This window comes from Trichocoleus sp. FACHB-591, assembly GCF_014695845.1.
In the GTDB taxonomy this organism is placed as follows: domain Bacteria; phylum Cyanobacteriota; class Cyanobacteriia; order FACHB-46; family FACHB-46; genus Trichocoleus.
The window spans coordinates 24,771-47,634 of record NZ_JACJPA010000101.1 but is presented as its reverse complement, the minus strand read 5'-3'; the positions used below and the strand labels follow the sequence as shown (position 1 = coordinate 47,634).

At 48.3% G+C, this 22,864-nt stretch carries 19 protein-coding genes, 1 tRNA gene and 1 pseudogene; 12 read left to right on the top strand and 9 right to left on the bottom strand.

Going from position 1 to position 22,864, the window contains the following annotated elements; translation table 11 throughout:
* The 3 genes and pseudogenes from H6F90_RS20125 to H6F90_RS20115 all read right to left on the bottom strand — a co-directional run.
* A pseudogene (locus H6F90_RS20125) lies at positions 1-242 on the bottom strand (IS4 family transposase); the annotation flags it as partial.
* A gap of 188 nt (positions 243-430) precedes the next feature.
* A complete protein-coding gene (locus H6F90_RS20120) occupies positions 431-604 on the bottom strand; it encodes a hypothetical protein (protein WP_190554048.1) in 174 nt (57 codons plus the stop codon).
* 157 nt (positions 605-761) lie between these two features.
* Complete coding sequence (locus H6F90_RS20115) at positions 762-1,691, bottom strand: exopolyphosphatase (protein WP_242024555.1); 930 nt, start codon at positions 1,689-1,691, stop codon at positions 762-764.
* A gap of 260 nt (positions 1,692-1,951) precedes the next feature.
* Between H6F90_RS20115 and ilvA the strand changes: the two genes are divergently transcribed.
* Positions 1,952-3,463: a threonine ammonia-lyase, biosynthetic gene (gene ilvA, locus H6F90_RS20110; RefSeq protein ID WP_190554046.1), complete on the top strand. Its 1,512-nt coding sequence runs from the start codon at positions 1,952-1,954 to the stop codon at positions 3,461-3,463.
* A 13-nt stretch (positions 3,464-3,476) separates the two neighbouring features.
* Here ilvA and H6F90_RS20105 read toward each other — a convergent pair whose 3' ends face one another.
* A complete protein-coding gene (locus H6F90_RS20105) occupies positions 3,477-4,817 on the bottom strand; it encodes a cytochrome P450 (RefSeq protein WP_190554045.1) in 1,341 nt (446 codons plus the stop codon).
* Between the two features lie 74 nt (positions 4,818-4,891).
* Positions 4,892-5,299, bottom strand: coding sequence for a hypothetical protein (locus tag H6F90_RS20100; protein WP_190554044.1), 408 nt, complete (start codon positions 5,297-5,299; stop codon positions 4,892-4,894).
* 150 nt (positions 5,300-5,449) lie between these two features.
* Between H6F90_RS20100 and H6F90_RS20095 the strand changes: the two genes are divergently transcribed.
* The 3 genes from H6F90_RS20095 to H6F90_RS20085 all read left to right on the top strand — a co-directional run bounded on the left by H6F90_RS20095 (position 5,450) and on the right by H6F90_RS20085 (position 9,199).
* Positions 5,450-6,148: a hypothetical protein gene (locus H6F90_RS20095; protein ID WP_190554043.1), complete on the top strand. Its 699-nt coding sequence runs from the start codon at positions 5,450-5,452 to the stop codon at positions 6,146-6,148.
* A 228-nt stretch (positions 6,149-6,376) separates the two neighbouring features.
* Positions 6,377-7,825, top strand: coding sequence for an SAVED domain-containing protein (locus H6F90_RS20090; protein WP_190554042.1), 1,449 nt, complete (start codon positions 6,377-6,379; stop codon positions 7,823-7,825).
* 33 nt (positions 7,826-7,858) lie between these two features.
* Positions 7,859-9,199: a hypothetical protein gene (locus H6F90_RS20085; protein ID WP_190554041.1), complete on the top strand. Its 1,341-nt coding sequence runs from the start codon at positions 7,859-7,861 to the stop codon at positions 9,197-9,199.
* Between the two features lie 132 nt (positions 9,200-9,331).
* On the opposite strand, the gene H6F90_RS20080 is transcribed toward H6F90_RS20085, so the two are convergent.
* Both H6F90_RS20080 and H6F90_RS20075 read right to left on the bottom strand, forming a co-directional pair.
* Positions 9,332-12,658 carry an efflux RND transporter permease subunit gene (locus tag H6F90_RS20080; protein WP_190554040.1) on the bottom strand — a complete coding sequence of 1,109 codons (3,327 nt, stop codon included), beginning with the start codon at positions 12,656-12,658 and terminating at the stop codon, positions 9,332-9,334.
* Between the two features lie 127 nt (positions 12,659-12,785).
* Complete coding sequence (locus tag H6F90_RS20075; RefSeq protein WP_190554039.1) at positions 12,786-14,270, bottom strand: efflux RND transporter periplasmic adaptor subunit; 1,485 nt, start codon at positions 14,268-14,270, stop codon at positions 12,786-12,788.
* A gap of 418 nt (positions 14,271-14,688) precedes the next feature.
* Here H6F90_RS20075 and H6F90_RS20070 point away from each other — a divergent pair, with 418 nt between their 5' ends.
* Together H6F90_RS20070 and H6F90_RS20065 are read left to right on the top strand one after the other, a co-directional pair.
* Positions 14,689-15,849 carry a tocopherol cyclase family protein gene (locus H6F90_RS20070; RefSeq protein WP_199296059.1) on the top strand — a complete coding sequence of 387 codons (1,161 nt, stop codon included), beginning with the start codon at positions 14,689-14,691 and terminating at the stop codon, positions 15,847-15,849.
* A gap of 58 nt (positions 15,850-15,907) precedes the next feature.
* Positions 15,908-15,981: transfer RNA gene (locus H6F90_RS20065), tRNA-Arg, on the top strand.
* Between the two features lie 61 nt (positions 15,982-16,042).
* Here the strand turns inward: H6F90_RS20065 and H6F90_RS20060 are convergent.
* On the bottom strand, positions 16,043-16,288 hold the full coding sequence (locus H6F90_RS20060) for a hypothetical protein (protein WP_190437585.1): 246 nt from the start codon (positions 16,286-16,288) through the stop codon (positions 16,043-16,045).
* A 335-nt stretch (positions 16,289-16,623) separates the two neighbouring features.
* On the opposite strand from H6F90_RS20060, the gene H6F90_RS20055 reads away from it, so the two are divergent.
* From H6F90_RS20055 to H6F90_RS20045, 3 genes are all read left to right on the top strand, one after another.
* Positions 16,624-18,249 (top strand): bifunctional diguanylate cyclase/phosphodiesterase, encoded by a 1,626-nt coding sequence (locus H6F90_RS20055; RefSeq protein WP_199296058.1) that lies wholly within the window; start codon positions 16,624-16,626, stop codon positions 18,247-18,249.
* A 559-nt stretch (positions 18,250-18,808) separates the two neighbouring features.
* On the top strand, positions 18,809-19,060 hold the full coding sequence (locus H6F90_RS20050; protein WP_190554037.1) for a hypothetical protein: 252 nt from the start codon (positions 18,809-18,811) through the stop codon (positions 19,058-19,060).
* 430 nt (positions 19,061-19,490) lie between these two features.
* The gene (locus tag H6F90_RS20045; protein WP_190554036.1) at positions 19,491-19,805 is read left to right on the top strand and encodes an RNA-binding protein; all 315 of its coding nucleotides are present in this window, start codon (positions 19,491-19,493) and stop codon (positions 19,803-19,805) included.
* A gap of 163 nt (positions 19,806-19,968) precedes the next feature.
* On the opposite strand, the gene H6F90_RS20040 is transcribed toward H6F90_RS20045, so the two are convergent.
* Entirely contained in the window at positions 19,969-20,802 is an 834-nt protein-coding gene (locus H6F90_RS20040) for an aldo/keto reductase (RefSeq protein WP_190554035.1), read from the bottom strand.
* Here H6F90_RS20040 and H6F90_RS20035 point away from each other — a divergent pair.
* From H6F90_RS20035 to H6F90_RS20025, 3 genes are all read left to right on the top strand, one after another.
* The gene (locus H6F90_RS20035) at positions 20,801-21,295 is read left to right on the top strand and encodes a hypothetical protein (protein WP_190554034.1); all 495 of its coding nucleotides are present in this window, start codon (positions 20,801-20,803) and stop codon (positions 21,293-21,295) included. The two genes, H6F90_RS20040 and H6F90_RS20035, sit on opposite strands and share 2 nt — an antisense overlap.
* A complete protein-coding gene (locus tag H6F90_RS20030) occupies positions 21,292-22,089 on the top strand; it encodes a tryptophan-rich sensory protein (protein WP_242024554.1) in 798 nt (265 codons plus the stop codon). Before H6F90_RS20035 ends, H6F90_RS20030 begins: the two co-directional genes overlap by 4 nt.
* Before the next feature lie 139 nt (positions 22,090-22,228).
* Positions 22,229-22,714 carry a response regulator gene (locus H6F90_RS20025; RefSeq protein WP_190554033.1) on the top strand — a complete coding sequence of 162 codons (486 nt, stop codon included), beginning with the start codon at positions 22,229-22,231 and terminating at the stop codon, positions 22,712-22,714.
* Positions 22,715-22,864: the final 150 nt, after the last annotated feature.

Here is a 22,864-nt window from a genome sequence, read left to right as displayed (position 1 = left end):
CAATTGCCAAAGCACCATTCAGTTCGGTCAAGCGAAAGCACCCAAGGCTCCGGAATTGCCATCAGACTCATCAGTGCTTTGGTGATTTCGGCATAGTCCATCTCATAGTGACGGAAGAAGCGCTGGAGACGTTTGTAATGCGAGTCGGTTTGGGCGTTGCCACTGAATGCCGTAGCAAATTCAGCAAAGTTGACAGTTTTGACTCGCAGTAGAGCAATGAGGAAAGCAGCGAGAAAGCTCAATCTAGCACCCTGCTAAGCCAGATGGGGTCGCAAGGCATCTCGAAGTAGAGTAGCCTGATGCATAGGGTTTCATGGTTAAAGAATGTGGTAATTCTCATGAAACCCTTTCCTATGAGACCTTTGCAAGTTTTTGTCCTGTACTGAGCTTTTGATGTACAGAATCAGCTTAGCAGTTACCTTAATAATGACTATCTTTGGGAGGTAGTGGCTGCCTTAGCAAAAGCGATCGCCCTGTCGAATGTAAAAGAGCGATCGCCTCCATCATGAATCGGGTACGCACCTGAGCCACGATTCCACTCCAACAAAAGCATCATCACCGGACTTAGCAGAACTTGAGTTTGAGCAGTTTCTGACGAATGCAAAAGATTGTCTCCCCTGTTGCATCTTGCATAGTCAGTTGAGGCGCTAGCGACAAAAATTAAGGGTGAGCATGAGTGGGTATTGCATAGGTAGTTCGGGAGAGAAATTAGAAGGGAGCGATCGCGCTGAACTGCTTCACATGGCTGTTTTGGCTATTCTTTAGCCATCTGTGTTAATTCGAGCAATCAATTCCTTTAGAGTTACTTCAGCTTGAGCATTGTCGATTTGGCAAGTTCCCGCATTGGCATGACCACCGCCGCCATATTGCAGCATTAATTCGCCAATATTGGTTTTGGAGCTTTTGTTGAAAATCGACTTACCCACTGCGAAAACTGTATTTTGTTGCTTTACACCCCACATTTGATGAATGGAGATGTTGCAGTTGGGAAACAAAGCATAAATCATGAAACGGTTGCCTGCATAGATTACATCCTCATTCCGCAGGTCTAAGACCACTAAGTTGTCATATACGGTGGCACAACGCAGAAGTTGATCTTTGAACTGAGATGCTTGTTCAAAGTAGAGGTTAACTCGTTCCTTAACATCAGGTAGTTCTAGGATTTCAGCGATGGTGTGATTTTTGCAGTAGTCGATTAATTCCATCATCAAACTGTAGTTTGAGATGTTAAATTCCTTGAATCTTCCCAACCCTGTTCTGGCATCCATCAAAAAGTTGAGGAGTACCCAATTCTTAGGATGTAAGACTTCATCAATATTAAATTGAGCTGAGTCTCCTTTATCAACGGCCTCCATCATTTCGGTGGAGATGTGGGGAAATTTCTCTGAGCCTCCAAAATAGTCGTAAACCACTCTGGCTGCGGAAGGAGCCTCTGGGTTGTTAATATAGCCTGCTTCAGGATTTTGATTTCGCAGAATCTCACTGTAGTGGTGATCGAACGCTAAATGAACCCCTGACACATAGGGTAGATTGGTGGTGATATCTTTATCGGTAATTGCAATCTTGCCATCCTGCATATCTTTGGGATGGACAAATTTAATTTCGTTAATCAAATCTAATTCTTTTAATAAAACAGCACAAACAAGGCCGTCAAAATCGCTTCTAGTGACTAATCGGTATTGGTCGGTCATAACTACCATTAATAATTCCTTTTCAGTAAAACCCGTTACTCAATGCGACCCAGCTTTTGGCATCAGCGATCGCAAGCTAAGCATTCCACCCTAGACTTCCCAGAACTTGCTAGATGGCGACAAAGTAAATGAAACAGCTTAACTTAGAGCGCAGGAAACTACGGAAGATTTTCTAACTAGCGCGATCGCCCACCTGCACAGCAAAAGACGAGACTGAAGTAGAATTATCGTTTATCTGCCACTGCTCACCCCTTGACCCCATGCTTTGCGACTACCTGGTACAAATCCTGACGGCTCGTGTTTATGATGTCGCCCAAGAATCGCCGCTAGAGTACGCTCCTAATTTATCGGCACGGCTAAATAATAAGTTGCTACTGAAGCGGGAAGATATGCAGTCAGTGTTTTCGTTTAAGCTGCGGGGGGCTTACAACAAAATGGCAAACTTGTCCCCGGAGCAGCTAGCGCAAGGCGTAATAGCAGCTTCAGCAGGAAACCATGCTCAAGGGGTTGCTCTGGGTGCGAGTCGGCTAGGAACTCGTGCCATCATTGTCATGCCTGTGACTACTCCTCAGGTCAAGGTAGATGCGGTTAAAGCGCGGGGCGGTGAGGTGGTGCTACATGGCGACACCTATGATGATGCTTATGCTTATGCCCGTCAACTCGAAACGGAAAAAGGATTGACCTTTATTCATCCGTTCGATGATCCCGATGTGATTGCAGGCCAAGGCACGATTGGCATGGAGATTTTGCGGCAATGTCAGCAACCGATTCATGCCATCTTTGTCGCGATCGGTGGTGGTGGCTTAATTTCTGGAATTGCGGCTTATGTTAAACGGTTACGCCCAGAAATCAAAATCATCGGCGTAGAACCTGTAGATGCTGATGCGATGCACCAATCTCTCAAAGCAGGACAGCGAGTGCGCTTACCTCAGGTGGGGTTGTTTGCTGATGGGGTGGCGGTGCGCGAAGTCGGGGAAGAAACGTTTCGCCTCTGCCAAGAATATGTGGATGACATTATTCTGGTGGATACAGATGCGACCTGCGCGGCAATTAAAGATGTGTTTGAGGACACGCGATCGATCCTAGAGCCTGCCGGAGCCTTAGCGATCGCTGGAGCCAAAGCTTACGCAGAAAGAGAACAACTTGAAGGACAAACGTTAATTGCGATCGCTTGCGGTGCTAACATGAACTTCGATCGCCTGCGGTTTGTGGCAGAGCGGGCCGAGTTTGGCGAACGTCGAGAAGCAATCTTTGCCGTTAATATCCCCGAAGAACCGGGTAGCCTCCGCAAGTTTTGTGAGTGCCTTGGTCGTCGCAATCTTACAGAGTTCAATTACCGCATTTCTGATCAAAAGGAAGCGCATATCTTTGTCGGTTTACAGATTCAAAATCGTGCTGATGCCGCAAAGATGGCGCAAGGCTTTGAGACCTGTGGATTCAAGACGATTGATCTCACAGATGATGAATTAACCAAATTACACCTCCGACATATGGTGGGTGGTCACTCGGCTCTGGCTCATCATGAACTGCTCTACCGCTTCGAGTTCCCCGAACGTCCTGGTGCCTTGATGAAGTTTGTCACCTCCATGAGCCCCAACTGGAACATCAGCATGTTCCACTACCGCAACAACGGTGCAGACTACGGGCGGATTGTGGTAGGAATGCAAGTTCCACCCGAAGAAATGCAGGAGTGGCAAGCCTTCCTCGACACCTTAGGATATCGCTATTGGGATGAAAGCCAGAATCCTGCCTATAAGTTGTTTTTGGGGTAGTAAGGCTATCTCTCTAGCGGCGCGATCGCAGTACCATCTTAACTCCCCGTTCTGGCCTTAGCGTGACGCCTCCGCGTACAGGGCGTTCTGGCTTTTGGTCGCTCAATTCTAATTCATAGCGCTGTAGGATCGTCGCTAACACCAATTTCATTTCAAACCAGGCTAAAGCTTCACCAATGCAGCGTCGGACACCTCCTCCAAAGGGTAAAAATTCATAGGGGGAAAACTGGCGCTCTAGGAAGCGTTCGGGTCTGAATTGTTTGGAGTCTGGGTACAGATCTTTACGATGATGGGTGAGGTAAATGCAACCAAACACCCTAATCCCTGGCTGTAATGAATGGCCCATAAGCTCCACAGGTTCTTTCACTGCTCGGGGCACTGTTAGCACAGCAATGGGACAAATCCGGAGAGTTTCTTGGCAAACTGCTGTGAGATAGGGCAGCCGAGCAATACTGGTGGGATCAGGCGCATCTCCTAATGTGGCTAGCTCCTGAAGTATTTTCTCCCGGACATGAGGAAATTTATGCACCCAGTAGAATGTCCAGGCGATCGCGGAGGCTGTAGTTTCGTGGCCTGCCAACAGCAAAGTCATTAATTCATCTTTTAATTCTACATCAGTCATACCTCCTCCAGCTTCATCCTTAGCGGAAAGAAGGAGGCTCAAAATATCTGAATTAGCAGGATCATGATGTTGGCGACGAGCTTGAATTTCTGTGTAGAGTAGTTCGTCGATTTGCCGCTGGACATGCCGCACATATCCCCAAGGACTGCGAGAGCCTAAATCTTTTTGTAAGTTAGGGAAAAAGAGCAAGCCTGCTATCAACGGAGATTTAAACAAATCCATCAGTGTAGTGATGCGTTGCTTTAGCTCATAGAATCGCTCTCCTTCCGATAGCCCAAACACAACTCTCAAGATCACATCCATCGAGATGTTCTGTGCTAGGCTACGGGCAGTAAAGAACTGACTAGGCGCTAATTGAGCAAAGGCCTTATCTGCCAACTCAATAATTGATTGCCCATAGGCTCGCATGCGATCGCCGTGAAATGGAGGCAAGAGCAGTTTGCGCCCCTGGAGATGGCGATCGCCTTCTAATACCAGTAGAGAATACTCACCCACTAAAGGCCGCAACAATTGATTAGGCGGAGCGGCGAATTGTTTGGTATCGCTAGAAAAAATTTGTTGGATTGCGGCAGGATGACTAACCAGCAGCATGATATCGGCATTTCCCATAACAGGTGCATTGAAAATATCTCCGTAACGTTCTGCTGCTGTCTCCAGGAACCCTAGAGGATCTAAGGTATATTGCAGTTTTTGTAACCAAGATGGTATTTTCGGACCGTCAGGGATATTCATCGTAGTTACTGGTTAAAGTAGGAAATTGGTTCAAGCAAGAGCGGGCTTTGTCACCGCAGATTATACCCTCTGTTTCATTTTGCAGTAGCTTGTTGAATTCTCTCCTCAATGTCTTCTAGGGTTTGAATCACGAGGCGCTTAGCTTGTAGTTTCCAGCCCCACTGTTGAATCTTAAAGGCGGCAAACCCAGCAGCAGCCACGATCGCAAAATCGAAAGGTTGGGAGAATGATATCCCTAGCAGTAAGCCGAGTCCAGCAATGCCCCAGAATGGCAGAGCGACGGTCTGACGCTGTTTCTCCACAAGTTGGCTTAAGGTATCTGTCGGCATCTCTGTCAGCAGTGTTTCTTTAATCTGCCGCTGCTCTGCTAAAGGAACAGAGATACCGATTTTTTGACGCAGTTTTTCTATCTTACGAGCATCAGTGCTGTATTGAGTGAGTTCATCCTCTGCCATAAGGATCAAGCGTTCTAGCTGTGCCATTGTTTATTACTGTGATTTGAAGAAGTCGAGTAATAAGAGTTTATAACATGGTCTCTTCTTATCCTTCAGTGGCAAGAAAACTGCGTGTGGCGTTGCCCCTCAAATTATGCAGCAAGGGTTTCTAAAACTCAGGAAAACGATTTGAGATGGATGTATCTTCTATCAGTTGTCTCCTGCCTACCCCAGCAAGAGAGCAGCGATCGCTACAACTCTCTCAACTTGCGTATTATGAAACGTTTTGCTATTTTTGGCCTCTTCCTATCTTTAGCTGCTGGCTGCACACCCCTACAGCCCGCTCCTCTACCTGCCCCATACCCTGATACTGGGAGTCCGTCACCAACTCCAACTATCACTCAGCCTACTTCTTCTCCCTCTAGCACTCAAGAAAAAAATACCTTTCAGAGCGATCGCTTTGGCTTTCGTTTCCAATATCCGGAAGGTTTTACACCGGATAATCGCAGTGAAAATAAACCTCCAGAGGCTAAAGAGGCTCTGTTGGGAAGGCTAGAAGTTTGGGACAGCGAAGACTATCAGGCGATCGCCTCTGGCACTTGGAAGGGAGGTGAGTATCCGGCGAGCGTGACAATTTCAGTTTTTGATAATGCTCAGAAGCGCCCCCTCGCAGCTTGGAAGGAAGCCAATCTGAGCCGAGGCAAAGATAAAAATATTACGGTAGCGGGTCGAGATGCGCTAGCTTATGCTTCCACAGGTCTTTATGAAGCAGATAATGTACTCTTCTCTAGTCCCGATGGTCGTTATGTGATTCATATTCATGGCGCTTACATCAACCCGGAAGATCCCATGCGTCAGGCTTATCAAAAAGTAGTATCCAGTTTCGAGTTTCAGTAAAAGCAAGAGCGATCGCCTTATTTGAGTAAAGCGATCGCTCCGTCAGTCTATTCATCACCTACTTTAAAGTACGAATTCGTAGGCATATTATGATGTCGAAATTCATGTCAGGTATTTTAGAAGGAATTACAATAGAGAATAAACCTTTTTATACTGAGATCTCATTTAGATTAAGCGTTTAGAAACGATAAATTCTCAAACACCCTGACGATAAATTAGGAGTAGCTTTTGGCGAATGAGCACTCAGAATCTCCATCTTTATTAGAGCCTGAGTCACGCGGTGGTGACATTGCGGAGTCTGGATTTGCGTTTCAAGAGCAAGTCATCCTTTCGTACCTTCCTATATGGCTTGCCTCTGACGGATTTACCGTAATGGTTCGTGAGGCAATTGGTGATGTAGAGGTGAAATTTTATTCTCCAGGCTATGGATTTGTTATTGATTTAGTCGAAGCGAAAAATCACACATTGGCACCTGCTGAATTCTGGAATGAGATCCGTCGATTTCAAGAGCTTGATGCAGGTAGTTCTAGCACCTACCGCCGATTTACCATCGCTTGTACAGGAATTTCCGAGTCTCTTCAACCACTCCTTAATGCATTACGGCGTGTTCGGTATTCGTGGGATTTTTATCCCCCTGCTTCAGGAGTACAGAATAACTCCTTCAAGGATTACCTACGCATCATAACGAAACTCAGGAAAACTGAGCACGATGCACGCTTTCTATTTGACAAAGTCGTGATTCAGCCCAATTTCAATGCAGCACACACACCTGGAGAAGCATTGTTTGCCCAGGCTTTAATGGATCATCTATCCGAGTATCAGGATGTACCTAGCCGCATTGTCCGTGAGATTTACACTAACCTAGACCAACTCCTACGCAGCCGTAAGAATCAACCAATAACACGATTGGAGCTAGAGACGGCTCTACGCTCCAAGATCACCTCAGCACACCTAAACCTACCCCCTTTCCGTCCGATTGTACTTACCACCTTGAGCCAAGAAGCTCCGTATCTGGATGCGCCGGAGCTGCAATTGGATTGGCGATCTTTCTTTGGAGGCGAAGTGCGTTCCTATCCACCCGCTGATGTGTGGAATAGCCAGTTAATCAGCGAACTATATGCAATCCGTAGCTGGATACTCAAACATCGTGGCAACAGACGGATACGACTGGAAGGCAACCGACGCTTATCAGCAGCATTGTCTCTTGGTTTTGTGTTTTCAGCTGTAGCAGGCTTTGCTATCGAGATAAATTATCGAGGTAAGACTTGGGCGACCGACGCATACGCTACAGCCGAAACACCTGCATATCCACTTAACTTTCATCGTGTTGAGGGACACGGAGAACAACTTGTTGTGACGATCGGCATCCTACGCAACATAGTTGCTGACGTTGAGCGTTCACTGGAAGCACTACATCTGACTGATAGTCCTATGCTCCACATCATAGGGAAAGAGCCTATTCTCTCGCCGCAGCACGCGAACGTTGCAACACGAACTATTAAAGATACTATCTCGGCAGAGGTATCGCGTATCGGTGTTCGTCGTATTCACCTTTTCTTCGCTGGTCCATCTCATACTGCTTTGTTTCTCGGTCATCGACTGAATGCGATCGCACCAATTCAGTGTTATGAGTTCGTGGCTGCTGGTTCCTATGTTCCAACCTGCCAATTGGGCTGACACTCCAAGCAGGGTTCATGAAGAGATAATTTTATGGAAATTCCCAGCTACTTTCGTCGATATTTGTGTGCTATTCAACCGACGCGGTCTAGTCGCGAACGTGCGGTGCAACTTCATACGACACTCACAAAGCGCCTGTCATCTGACCGACATTTCAAGGATTGGTATCACAGCAGTTTCCTCTACGGTTCATATCGGCGCAATACTGCTATTCAGCCGATAAAAGATGTAGATGTATGCGTAGTGCTGAATATCAACCCCAATGAACATCAACCTGAAGCTGTTGTACGTCGCATCCGCCGTGCCTTGGAGCGCAATAATTACGATGCGAAAACCGCGTTACAGCGCCGCTCTGTACGTGTCGATATGTCACGAACAACACTGGACGTTGTGCCTGTGATCGCTCCAAATGGACTCGACCAACCGCTCCTAATTCCTGATCGCCCTCTCAAGAAGTGGGTAGATACTCATCCGAAAGGTCATCTAGCAGCGGCGACAAGAATCAATCAGGAGTGCAACAAGCGATACATACCTTTAGTAAAGATTGTTAAAGCCTGGTATCGTTACCAGATGCGTACCCTGCGTAACATAGAACAACCAAAACCGAAAGGTTTCACCCTTGAGGCGCTTGTGGCAACCTATCAAGACAGTGATGCACCAAGCTATGCCGAAGCTTTCGTGAACTTCCTCAATAATCTCCATCGTGATTGTGGAGCATCATTGATCAATGGTGTTTTTCCTACGGTCGATGATCCGGGCTTACCTGGACAAACACTCAAAGTTCGATTTACGGAAGACGAAGCGAAGCAGTTCGGCGAAGTCATTCGAATCAACTTAGATGCTGCTCACACGGCATTAGGAAAAGAACAGGGAAGTATCTCTGAGTGTGCTGTAGCGTGGAATCATATATTTGGTCCAAATTTTCCAACTGAACCAACGAGTCTCCTCAAGACAGCAGGTTTCAAGGTGGAGCAGGGAACGAAAGGAGACGAAACTGAGGACGAGGAGATTGCTGAAATTGAACTGCTTTCAGCATCAAGCCTCGGAAAACTCAAGATTAAAGCTGAGTTAGCTTATGAGTGCGAAGGGCCGATTTTGCAAAATCACCCAAGTGGCAGCAGAGCTTTAGCAAAAAATATGTGGCTCCGCTTCTCGATTATCGAAACAACAGTTTCTCTACCGTATGAAATTCGTTGGATCGTCAAGAATCATGGCAGTGAAGCACGCGAAGCACAGGATTTTGGCCACATGACAACTGGTAAGACTGTTCAATGGAAACACACAAAGTATCGAGGCAGTCACACTATGACCTGTGAGTTACATCGAAATGGAGTTCTATTAGCTAGAGCGAAACACACCGTTAACATCAAGTAATCACACATCACTGAAGCTGTATGGTATCAAGCTTTTGTCTATCAAACTCGAAAACCCAGTCAAATGTACCTATGAAAAAGCGATCGCCTTATTTGAGTAAAGCGATCGCTCCCTGAATGTATGCCCTAATCTCTAGTGATGATCTGTGGAGCGGCTAGCAGTAGTTTCTCGGCTGTGATGACCTGCACCGTCACTATGCCCATCCTTATGACCATCTCCGTTGCCATCTCCATCGCTGCCCATAGTCGCTGAGTTTACACCTACAAAGGCTGGCTGGCGCGATCGCCGGAGCTGAGATTCAGCGGTTTTAATCACGATGTACAGCACAGGCACTACAAACAAACTGAGCACTGTGGCTACGCACATTCCGCCCACGATCGCTGTACCCAAAGATTGTCGGGCTGCGGCCCCTGGTCCGGTAGCAACGATCAGGGGCACAGCACCGATCACCGTTGAAATGGCGGTCATCAAGATTGGGCGTAAGCGGTCTCGGCAAGCTTCCGTTACCGCTTTGGTTAAAGTCAATCCTTCATCAGAAAGTTGGTTGGCAAACTCCACAATCAAGACCGCGTTTTTACTCGCCATGCCGATCAGCATGACTAGCCCGATCTGGGTGTAGACATCATTCGCAGTGCCGCGCAGTAGCACCGCAAATAAGGCTCCCAAAACCGCTAATGGTACAGTCAGCATGATGATCAGAGGATCAGTGTAACTTTCATACTGAGCCGCCAGGGTTAAGAAGACAAAGATAATGCCTAGAGAGAAAATAAAGACCGCTGAACCGCCCGCCTGAATCTCCTCCAAGGAGAGACCAGACCACTCATACCGGAACCCCTTGGGCAGGGTTTCGTTGGCTACGGCTTCCATCGCCTTGATTGCTTGCCCAGAACTAACGCCAGGTGATCCTGAGCCGTTAATCTCTACAGAACGGGAGAGATTGTAATGGGTAATGATCGAAGGGCCAATTGTCTGATTTACGCGCACCAAGTTGCCGAGGGGAATCATCCTGCCAGCTCGCGATCGCACATACAGCTTCTTGATGTCTTCCGGATTAGAACGGAAGCGGCTGTCTGCTTGCACATACACTCGGTAAGCCCGTTGGAACTGGTTGAAGTCATTCACATAGGCGGAGCCGAGGAAGATTTGTAACGTGCTAAAGATTTCTTCTGGTGAGACCTGGAGTTGGTTGGCTCTCACCCGATCCACTTCCACGGAGATCTGGGGAGTATTGGCATTAAAGGTAGGCCGCAACCCCGCTAGTTGGGGTTTGTCAGGAGCGGGATAGGTAGTTGCCCGCCCCATGAATTTACCTAACACTTCCCCAATTGTGTTGAAGTCGCTGCCTGTGCGGTCTTGTAGGTGAAACTCAAATCCCCCAAAATTACCAATCCCTTGAATAGCGGGCGGGGGAAACGGCACCACGATCGCTTCCTTAATGCCAATCAGTTGCGGAAATAGCCCCGATGGCTGCGGAAAGAAGCCGCCAATAATGCCTTTAACCGACTGTTCTGCTTTAGGACGTTCTGCCCAGGGTTTTAGGGTGGAGAAAATCAAGCCGTTGTTGGGTGTAGCACCACTGAAGCTAAATCCTCCCACCGCAAAAATGTTTTTGATTTCGGGGCGCTGCTTCATGATCTCCTCAGCTTTTGCCAAAACTTCTTCGGTGTAGCTGAGGGATACGCCTTCTGGTCCTTGAACCAGTGTAATAAAGTAGCCTTGGTCTTCATCGGGTACAAATCCCGCTGGCACGATCGTATAGATCCAGTAGGTAAGGACTAAACCCGCTGAAAACAAGGCCAGCACAATGCTTTTGCGCCGAATGACTTTTGTCAGTGTTCCAGTGTAGCTTTGACGGGTCCGCTCGATCGCACCATTAATGCCATTAAAAAACCAATTGTTTGGCGTTGTGTGTCCTTGCTTCAGCAGCAAAGCTGACAAAGTGGGCGTAAACGTAATCGCGTTGAAAGTAGAAACCACAACCGAGAAAGCGATTGTGAGCGCAAACTGCTTATATAGTTGCCCTGTGGTGCCAGGGAAGAAGGCAATGGGCACGAACACTGTGATCAACACCAGCGATGTGGCAATGACAGCACCAAACAGCGCATTCATGGAGGCGAGAGCTGCCTCAAGGGGACGCAGTCCATCCTCGTTAATCCGCCGCGAGATATCCTCCACAATCACGATCGCGTCATCAACCACCAGACCTGTAGCAAGTGTTAAACCGAACAAGGTCAGAGTGTTGATCGAGAAATTCAGCAGCTTGACGAAGATAAACGTACCAATGAAAGCCACCGGAATCGCGATCGATACTACCAGCGCCGCTCGCCAGTTCTGCAAAAACAGGAAGATAACTAAAATCACTAACGCGATCGCCTGGAAGAGCGAGACGATTACCTCTTCCGCCCCTGCTTGAATAAAAGTCGTGGTGTCAAAGGCGATTTCGTAATGCAAACCGGGAGGGAAACTAGCTGTCAGCCGTTGCATCTCATCTTTGACTGCTTGCGCTGTATCCAGAGCATTACTGCCGAACTGCTGGGTGATCCCTAGTCCTACTCCTCGATGGGTGACGCGATCGTCTGAGGTAAAGCGCAATACCGAACCGTAGTTTTCTGCGCCTAATTCCGCTCTACCTACGTCTCTCAGCTTCACCAACGTGCCAGCATCCGTACTTTTGATCACTAGCTCGTTGAATTCTTCCGCATCTTTCAGCCGTCCTTGGGCTGTCACTGCATATTGATACTGTTGCCCAGTAGCAGCAGGAGGCTGACCAATTTGTCCCGCGCCAATTTGGAGGTTTTGTTGCTGTAACGCCACCACTACATCTTGGGGGGTCAAGTTGCGACTAGCTAGGCGTTCGGGGTCAAGCCACAGCCGCATAGCATATTTGCGCTCTCCAAAAATCTGTACCCCGCCTACGCCTTCGAGCCGCTTTAAGGCATCAACCACATAGAGGTCGGCGTAGTTGCTGAGATAAACATCGTCGTACAGGTCTTCGTCTTTACCCTCGTCTCGGTCAGAGTAAAGTCCGATCGCCAGCAAGAAGTTGTTGTTGGCTTTAGAAACTTGCACTCCTGTCTGGGTAACAGGTCCAGGCAGACGCGAGACTACAGTTGAAACCTTGTTCTGGACATCAACCGCCGCAATATCTTGATTCAGACCCAAGTCAAAGGTCAAGTTAATACTGCTGGTACCGTCATTGGCACTAGTAGACTTGATGTATTTCACCCCAGAGACACCGTTGAGTTCCCGTTCCAGAATGTTGGTAACGGTTGACTCTACGATCTCCGCATTCGCGCCAATGTAGTTAGACGTAACGCTGACCTGGGGGGGCGTAATGTCTGGGTACTGGGCGATCGGCAGAGTAGGGATACAGGCAAGCCCTAACAAGGTCACAACGATCGAACAGACCGTAGCGAATACAGGACGTTTAATAAAGAAGTCGGAAATGGAGAGAATCATAACTTCGCTACCCGTAGAAGCGGCCGTAGAAGTGCTAGAGACGAAGGATTCAGTCAGGAATTTTTTGACGAATCTAAAATTGAACTGCCGAATGCTTCGCTTCTACAAGACATGGCACAGTATCGTTTTAAGGAGCGCTAGCAGGAGCGTTAGCAGGTGGAGTATCTGCTGCGATCGGCATGCAGTTCTGCAATTGCAAAATGCCAGAAGTCACAATGCGATCGCTCGCACTGAGTCCTTCTACGACTTCCTGGTTGTTGCCGACAATTCTGCCTAACTTGATGGGTTTCTGCACGGCAACTAATTGGTCAGGCTCCACCTGGGGTCCGCCAGGAGCACCAGCGGGAGCCGCATTAGCTTGTGCCTGCGCTTGACAACCTGAGCTTTGAAATGGAGCTGCCACGAAGATAAAATCTCTGCCGCCTAGTCGAGAAATGGCGGTAGTGGGAGCCAGAACTCCAGAGCGTGACTGCCAAATTACTCTGGCCCGGACAAACTGCGACGTCCGGAGTTGATTGTTGGCGTTGTCGAAGAGCGCCTTCACCTGTACTGACTGAGTTGACGGATCAACACTGGGCGAAATAAATGAGACTTTGCCTGTCTGCAACACCCGGTCTTGATCACTCAACAGCTTGACAGGCAACCCTAAGCGCAAATTAGGTGCTCTTTCCAGCGGGATGGCAATTTGTACTTCCAGTTCCTGGTTTTGCGTCAGGGTCAGTAGAGGAGTTGCAGCACTGACAACATCACCCTGTTTGACTGGGATATTGCCAATAACGCCTGCAAAAGGAGCGGTAATAGCGTAGTCCTGTAGTTGCGCCTGCCCTTCTGCTACATTCGCCTGGGCTTGCTCCAAAGCTCGCTGACTTCTGACCACTTGAGATTTGGCTCTGTTGATGGCACTTTGTTGAGCCCGGATGTCAGCCTCCGTCTGCCGGACGGTTGCTTGAGCCGTTTGCAGCGCGTTGAGTCTCTGATCCAAAATTTGTCGGCTTTCCGCTCCTTGCCGCTGGAGTTCCTGGTAGCGTTCGTATTCGCGTTGATTTAGCTGGACATTGGCTTGGTCAGCGGCTCGTTTTTCTTGCAACGCTTTCAGCGTGTCGATCGCGCTGGCAACATCGGCTTGCGCAGAATCAATATCAGCGGCGGCTGTATCAACCGCAGCATTGCGACTAGCGACTTGCGCCCGTTGCTCAGCCGCGCCAATTTGTAAAAGTGGCTCACCTGCTTCAACGCGATCGCCCGCTTCTACATAGATAGCCGAGACTTGGCCTGACACACGCGGTTGTAGGGTCACAGACTGCCGTGAATCCAAGGTAGCCGCATAATCTGAGCTATCTTCTACTGGGGCTGATTCAGGGGTGCCTAATTGCACTGGAGTCGGTGGTGGCTGCATGGAGCCTGCCATCAACATAGGCATGATGAAGCGGCTAAAAATGATCCAACCTATGCCACCGAGAAGCAGCAGGCCAATTGTAACAGGCAGTAACCACCGTCGAAAGCGGCTTGAGTTAGGGGGCTGACTCGGCTCTTGGGGGTGTTGAGGAGCGTTCAGTTCTCCCTCAGAGATAGCTGGGAGAGCAGGTTGCTGTTGAGTATCGTTGCCGCTCATAGGGAATGCCTTGAATCCGAACAATGGTTTAAGCCACTACAAAGAGTGATGCTCGAAATAGTGATGGTTGAGCCCGCTCAGAAAAACAGAGCTAGACTTCATGCTTGTATTCAATTAGCTTCAGATACGGCTTTTTCTGTGAACCAAACTAAATAACTAAGAATATTTTCGAGCTAGAGCAGCAAAGATGAATGAGCCCAAGTTATCACAGGCGATCGCAATTCGACTTCATGCCGTTATCTCACCCAATCGGGTGAAGTGGATGGCTATTGCGGTAGACCTGTAGAAAGTTTATCGATTGTAACTTTGCGTTAGATTACCTTAACACTGGACGATGCTAAATTCTATCCGGGTGGGGACGAAAATTCTGGTAGCTTTTTACTACCCTATCTCAACTACTACTAGGGGCTAATTACCGTTGGTTCAGCAAGCATCAAGCTGCATCGCTTCCTTAATCTCCTCTTTACTACCAGCCTCTGGCTCCCTTCAAACGCCTCATAGCGGCTATCACTGGGACGGTAATCCGCGTCGGTTTTTTGAAGGTTGGTACTACCGAGTGACGTTACCCGATCTGGGCCAAACCTTTGCCTTTATGTACTCTATTGAAGACCCGCAGGGGGGGACGCCTGCCAGCGGTGGCGGGGCACAGATCTTAGGGCCAAACGACGAATATCTCTGCCGTAGCTTTCCTCAAGTCCAGCAATTCTGGGCGTGGCGACAGGCTCTAGGCATAGGTCATTGGCGATACACAAGCGAAGCCGCTCATAGCCAAGCTACTCAAGGTCACCTGGAAACTAAGCAACCGAGATTACTACCCCCAGCAGAGTTTGATCTCTGGGTTCAGGAAGGGTATCAAGCAACGGCAACTTGGCAACAGGGAGTATTGAATGATCCTGGTTCTGGGGCATCAGCTCGCTGGCAATACAAAATTCAGCCTATTTATGGTTGGGGTAACGTCGGCAGTCCGCAACAATCTACCGCAGGCTGGCTTTCTTCTCTGCAAATTTTTGAACCTGGCTGGCAAATCCTTATGGCTCACGGATTAGCCACAGGTTGGATTGACTGGAACGGCCAACGCTACAACTTTACGAATGCGCCTGCCTATAGCGAGAAAAACTGGGGTGGTTCATTTCCGCAGAAATGGTTTTGGCTCAATTGCAATTGCTTTGTCAATGAACCAGATCTAGCCCTGACGGCTGGAGGAGGTCGGCGGGGGGTGTTGTGGTGGATGGAATCGGTCGCCATGATCGGAATTCACTATCGAGGTAAATTCTACGAGTTTGTCCCCTGGAACAGCAAAGTAACTTGGCAGATTAAACCGTGGGGTTGCTGGCAGATGCAAGCTGAACAAGGCCAATATCGAGTGGAGCTAACGGGGACTTGTGATACACCAGGGACTCCTTTGCGCGCCCCTACAGAACAAGGTTTAATTTTCTTCTGCCGTGACACGATGCATGGGCACGTAACCTTACGCCTCTGGCAACGCGATCGCTCTCAACCGATTTTAGTGGCGCAAAGCCATCTCTGTGGCTTGGAGGTGGGAGGTGGACCTTGGGAAGAAACGTGGGAGTCTACGTGATGCTGTTAAGGCTCTTGCATGCACTCACACAACTGTTATGATCGTGATGTTTGAAACTGGGGTTGTAGCTCAGATGGATAGAGCGATCGCCTCCTAAGCGATAGGCCGCGGGTTCGAATCCCGCCAATCCCGTAGGTTTGAGCCTGTAGTTTGCCTGGTGTCCTGCATCTGCATGGGTAAAGGTATGTGAAAGTTAGCTGGCGATCGCGCTAACCGCTTGAGGTGATAAAGCTTTCACGAGATTAATCCACGTCAGCGTGTCTTCAGAGTGAGGAAGCAGTGGCAAGGTGTGCAAAAACGAAACGAGGTCTTCTAAGCAACTGTAAGGTTCGCTCGTGAAGTAAAGATTTTCGACCCAGTAAATAGTTTCATCTTGAATCGTGGCCGTTTTGAGCAGATATCCTCGACCCAAGGCGAGATTGAACGCTCCATTCATCATAGTTAGACTCCGCAACTGTTGGACTTTGCAGCTTTATTGATGAGTTTCAGTATCGGTTGAGTGGCTGGTAGTACCTATCAGCAAAGTTGCTCAACCTTATCCGCTAGATGATGGAAGATGGCGATCGCAATATCGGGAAGTCTGTAAGGGACAGCCTCATTGAGGCTAATTTCCTGGAATTGTCAAGTAAAACCACCTTTCAATCGAGGTGTTTGACAACTCACCTGTTGTCTTTTAAGTCTCACTCGTGATCTATGTTGCTCTCTCAGAAGCTTCATCTCTATTCATTTCTAGCTGGTTTTAGATTCCTCAAAACTAGCTATATCGCCAAAATAATGGCAGTGGCATTTTTAGGCACCCATGTTCCTCTTCTCACGTTATTGCTAACTTTTGTTGTCTCCCATTCCTATTCCTGGGAAATGGCAATCCCAGTTTTGGTCATTGCTTTAGTCGCGACGTTGGTAGGCACCGCAGCCACTCTCTATGCCTTACATCACCTTTTGATTCCAGTCATTTTGACTTCTACGGTTCTGCAAGACTATCTCGATACCAAAACCTTGCCGGAACTACCGACAGACTTTGAAGATGAAGCTGGGACGTTAATGGCGAATACCTCCCAAACGCTACACCAATTAGATGAGTTGATTCACTACATCCGCCATTACGATAACTTGACTGGCTTGCCCAATCGGGATTTGTTCTGCGATCGCCTGTATCAAACTCTGTCCCCAGTTCCGAACCAGCCAAGATTGGTGGCGGTTCTGTTAGTGGGGATTGATGACTTTACGGGCGCGAGTCACGCTTGGCAACCGGAGACTGCTAACCTGCTCCTTAGAGCCATGGCTCAACGTTTAACTACTTGCCTGAGTTCCACAGAGATTTTGGCCCATCTCAGCGAGGATCAATTTGCGATCGCTCTCACAGACTTGCCCTGCTTGGAGAGTGTGGTTAAGCTTTCTCAGTTAATCTTGAGCACGCTAGCAAAACCTTTCGCTTTAGAAGGCGAGCTGATTCGGATTACAGCCAGTGTGGGAATTACCATTAATGAGCTGGGAGAGCGCCAAGGCGTCGAGCCACTTTTACAGCAGTCTCACATGGCGCTGTACCGAGCCCAGCAGCAGGGACGCGGCCAATACCAATTTTATTGCCCCGAAATAGCCGCTCAGTTGCAAGAGCGCTTAGCGTTAGAGAACGAATTGTATGGTGCTTTAGAGCGCCAGGAAATGCGGGTTTACTACCAGCCTTTAATTGATTTACAGAGTGGAGAATTGACAGCGGTCGAGGCACTAGTGCGTTGGCAGCATCCAACTCTGGGTTTGGTTTCCCCCGCTAAGTTTATCCCCATTGCTGAAGCCAATGGTCTGATTGTGCCATTGGGAGAATGGGTGTTGCGTACGGCATGTGCCCAGAGCCGAGCTTGGCAGTTAGCTGGATTTCCAGCCATGCGAATGTCCGTCAACCTGTCCGCTCGACAGCTAGAACAACCCAATTTAGTGGACATGATTAGGCAGGTTTTAGCAGAGACGGAGCTAGAGCCAGCCTACCTAGAATTGGAAGTAACTGAAAGCGCGTTGATGGTGGAGCTAGAGCGATCGATTGATACTCTAAAACAATTGCAGGGGCTGGGCATCTTGCTGGCCCTGGATGACTTCGGTACAGGATATTCCTCCCTCAATTACTTAAAGCAATTTCCGGTGAGTCTGCTCAAGATCGATCGCTCCTTTGTGCAAGATATACTGTCGAATCCAGACAGTGCTGCGGTGAGTGATGCCATCATTGCCTTGGCAAAAAGCCTGCGATTAAGCATTACAGCGGAGGGGATAGAAACTGAGGAACAGTTGGATTACCTGCGCCAACGGGGATGTCATGAAGGCCAAGGATTCTATTTCAGTCGTCCTGTTCCTGCAGCTAAGCTCACGCAAATGCTGGAAAGTTGTTCTCGGCAGGTACAGGTAGCCTGAGGATCAGCTTCTGCTTCTCTGAATATTTCCGTGGGTTAGCTAAAAAGCAAAAAGCTGAATAAATTTTAGCTGCTATCTTCTCTCCGTTCTGAGAGCTGACGTGAGCTTACCTGAACGGAGCGATCGCCCGATCGCGTTACTAAGCGAGTAATGGCGTTAACCGAAATCTTTTACTTGTTTGAGCACCTCTAATTGGGGTGCTTTTTGTTTGCAGGGGAAGACTGGCACAACTCTGTGGAGAAGGTGTACGCACCTCTTTTCAAGAAGCTGACTTAATTAAAATCTTCTTAGGAATATTTTGGGCAAAATTGCTATTGACGAGAAAATAGAGCTTTTGATAAAATTTCAAGCCTTTATGTGGTACCATTAAAAAACACCGAAACTCTTAGTAAGGCTAAGGACTCACGATACGTAGTTTCCTTCTGAGCCTAGAACTTGCTTAAGAGCGGCAAATCTGTAAATTACCCCTAATTAAAAAAGCATTATTCAATCGCTATCACCTCGTAGGTAGCATTGAACCTGTTCAGCTAAGCTAGTTTCTTCATAGGTTTGGTGGTCATTGAAAATTCAAGCGTTAGAGATTCAAGTGGGCGATCGCATTGTTGCTTATTGCAACAACAAGATGCAAACCTGCACAGTGAAGCACATTGTAGATCCTGGACAGCGTAACGTTACTTTGTCAGTCTCTACGTCCGAGCACTCTCGCAACTCCATTTCACGGGTGGTTCGGTTTCATCAAGATGCTTGGGTAGATTTACAAGCTAAAGCTGCAAGTGCTAATCCTGTTATAGAGAATGCTTGCCAAGCGTAGCTCTTACCTGAGGATGCATAGTAATAGAGCAGGCTGATGGTGAATCGCTGATTTGCTAGTCATCTCGGCGGAAAAGTAACTCTAGTTTAAGGAAGCGTTATGTCTAAAGAGCAGAAAGGCAACAAAGAATCTAAAAAACCGAAAGCCCAGTCTGATGGGACCAAGAAAGAAAAGAAAGACCCTAAGAGACATGACGGACTAGGCGGCAAATAAACGATTAGGTGTGGTGGTCTGCCAGAAAATAAAACTAAGATTTTCTGGTCAGGAAATAACTCAACACACCACCTAACTATTGTGTTATGGTTGAGGAGAGAATTAGTAATCGGTTGCAGCGTTTGTTTTTAGCATTGACGGTTTTTTCACCTTTGGTATTGGCAAGCTTCTCTCCGAAATCTCAATCTCTACACCCCTATGATTTTGGAGACAAGCTATGTCGATTTATGTAGGCAATTTGTCCTATGAAGTTACGGAAGCAGATTTGACTGCTGTATTTGCTGAATACGGCTCAGTTAAGCGAGTTCAGCTTCCCACCGATCGCGAAACTGGTCGGATGCGTGGCTTCGGCTTCGTAGAAATGGGCGCAGATGCTGAAGAAGCAGCTGCCATTGAAGCATTGGACGGAGCTGAGTGGATGGGCCGCGATTTGAAGGTTAACAAAGCCAAGCCTCGTGAAGACCGGGGTGGTGGTGGTTCCTTCGGTGGTGGCGGTGGCCGCAGAAACGACAGTTTCTCTCGCGGTTACTAATCCCTGAACTTTTGTCGCTTGATTCTCAAGCCCATTAGTTTGCAAGGATTGAGAGGGAATTAAACTTGCCAAACTTAGTGTCTGGTTAGGTTTTCTAACTCATCAAATTTAATTTGAATTGGCTCGGGTTATTGCTACCTGGGCCTTTGTTTTTGCTTCGTTTTTACAACATTTCTAGGGAAACTCTCTTCGTTGGGGCTGGAAAGGCCGCATCCAAGGCTTGCAGATCCTCCGGCGTGAGTTGCAGCTCCAGCGTGGCTCGATTTTCTTCTACGTGAGCGATACTGCTGGATTTAGGAATGACAATCACATTTTCTTGGTGCAGCAACCAAGCGATCGCGATTTGGGCGGGAGTTACGTTTTTTTGTTGGGCAATGGTCTGTAGGGTACGATGCTGGAGCAGTCGGCCTTGTTCTACCGGTGAGTAGGCCATAATCGGGATACTTTGTTGGCGGCACCAAGGTAACAAGTCCCACTCAACGCCACGACGCATCAAGTTGTAAAGCACTTGATTGGTGGCGATCGCTTCTCCTCCAGGTAAAGCAACAGCTTGCTTCATATCGGCTACGTCGAAATTGCTGACACCGTAATCTCGGATTTTGCCTGCCTGCTTTAGGGTTTGAAAGGCTTCCAAGGTTTCGGAGAGAGGGACGGAACCTCGCCAGTGCAATAAATAAAGATCAAGATAATCGGTTTTGAGCCGTCGTAAACTGCGCTCACAGGAAGCGATCGCGCCTTGGCCAGAGGCGTTGTGCGGATAAACCTTGCTGACTAAAAAAGCGGAGGAACGCCGATCAGCAATGGCTTCAGCAATCACAGTTTCAGCACCACCTTCCCCGTACATCTCGGCTGTATCAATCAGAGTGATACCGAGATTAAGCCCATGCTGCAAGGCTGCAACTTCGGTGGGACGTTGACTGGCAGCTTCTCCCATCCTCCAAGTGCCCATTCCTAAGGCTGGAATTGATCGACCCGATGGTAAGCGGATGGTTCTCATGGCAACTCTGGGAAGCAACTTTTTCAGACACTGCGATCGCGCTGCAATTCAGGAATACGGCAGCAATTCTGGGCAGAATAGCGCACTTAGCAGCAATGAACATCTAACTGGAGGGCGATCGCTTCATACTCCGAAAACCTGTCCCACCTGGCTATCAGCTAGGCCAAGTCCTTACCTCAATGAGTGCTGTTTAGACTGGAAGGAGACGTTTGTGAATTTTATGAGTCAGAATCCTGTGCCTAATTCTGAGAGTGTGGCAGACGCATTGATTGCTGATTTGAGACAAGAGGGGCAACTCATCAATTTAATTCTTCAAGGATGTATTGAGCTGCGTTGGGCAATCGGTCCAGAAGAACAGGACATTGCTAGAGCCATGATTTACAATGCGTTTGAAACCTACGCCTTAGAGCGAGGCATGTCTTTAGCAGCAGCCGAGCAGTTTTGTGAGCAGCATTTAGAAGACCTGATTCAGGATGTTTTAGCCGTTTTATGAAAGTGTCGCCGCCAGAATCTAGATCGGGATCGCGTGCAGGCATGAGCTTGGCGATCGCAACGCTTGTGGCTATCGTCGCAACGCTGCTAGTCAATGCCCTCTCGAATTTTTTCCCGATTGCGGGGTTAAACATTGGCGCGGTTGCCAACACCATTCTGGGGGGTGTGCAGATTACCCCGGCTAACTACGCTTTTGCAATTTGGGGTCTAATTTATCTTGGACTCATTGCCTATGGGGTTTATCAGCTCGGCCCTGCTCAGCGCCAAGAGGCTACGCTGCGGCGGGCTAGCTCTCTGCTGATTGTGGCTTGCTTAGCTCAGATTGCTTGGGTTTATCTCTTCACGCTACAACTGTTTTGGCCTTCAGTGGCGGCAATGTTAGTGATTCTGCTGCCATTGATTGGAGCTTATTTGCAGCTACATGATGGCGGACGAGTGTCGCGCGATCGCAAATGGTTGGCCCATATCCCGTTTAGCATTTACTTAGGCTGGATTTCTGTCGCTACCATCGTCAATGTAGCCTCAGCGCTGTATAGTTCTGGCTGGGATCGCTGGGGTTTAAGTGCCACTAGTTGGACAGTCGCGATGCTGGTTGTTGCGACAATCATTGGAGCGCTTGTGGCGGTAAGACGTGCTGACATTGCCTTTACCTCGGTGTTCATTTGGGCCTTTGTGGCGATCGCAGTGCGTCAATTAGCGAACTCAGCCATAGCGGCCACTGCGATTGGTGGAGCGATCGTCATGGCTGTGCTCTTAATATTTGGTAACCGTAAACATAACCAACCCCACCTTTAGAGGTAATTTCTCACCCTGTACTTTAAGTTTTGGGCCTTCAGGCGAGTGAGTCTATCGGAAGGTAGGGAGCGTATGGGCCGACATGCAGTAGAACAAACATAGGAGTGTTACATTTGCTGGGCGCAAGTACGAGTTTCAAATGTATCAAATTGCGATCGTTGATGATAATGAGGCTTGGTGCTTCATCTTAGAAGCTAGGCTCGGCCAGCATGGCTATGCTGTGTCCACCTTTACCGATCCAGATGCCTTTCTACGAGAAGCAGAGCGATTTGATCTCGCCCTGATTGACTTTTCTATGCCCCCACGACGCTACCAAATCAATACAGATGGCCCGGATGTGATTTGCCGATTGAGGCAGCGTGTGGCTAATCCACCTTTAGTAATTTTGATCTCATCTTTTTTCACGGATGATATCCTCAGCCAAACTTCTGATCTGGGGCTGGAAGCTGATGCTTACCTCAGCAAAAGTGTTGAGTCAGCAGGACTGCTGCGACAGATAGACCGCTTGCTAGCTCCTAAGCGATCGCTGGCTAGAGAGAAATCTCAAGGGAAAACTGATAGCCAAAAGCGCTCAGAACGCTCTTCTGTGATGGAGATGGGCGACTCCTTGCGGCGCTGCGGTTAGTTAAAGTAGTGTCATTGCTACTTATCGCTACCTGAGAGGCTATTGCAGCTACAGAAGTCAGATTAGGATGAGTTTAGAGCGATCGCAATTCTGATAATTTCTTTGGAAGGGCACAAAAAAGCCGTAAAGCGCCTCCGAACTCTCTAAGGA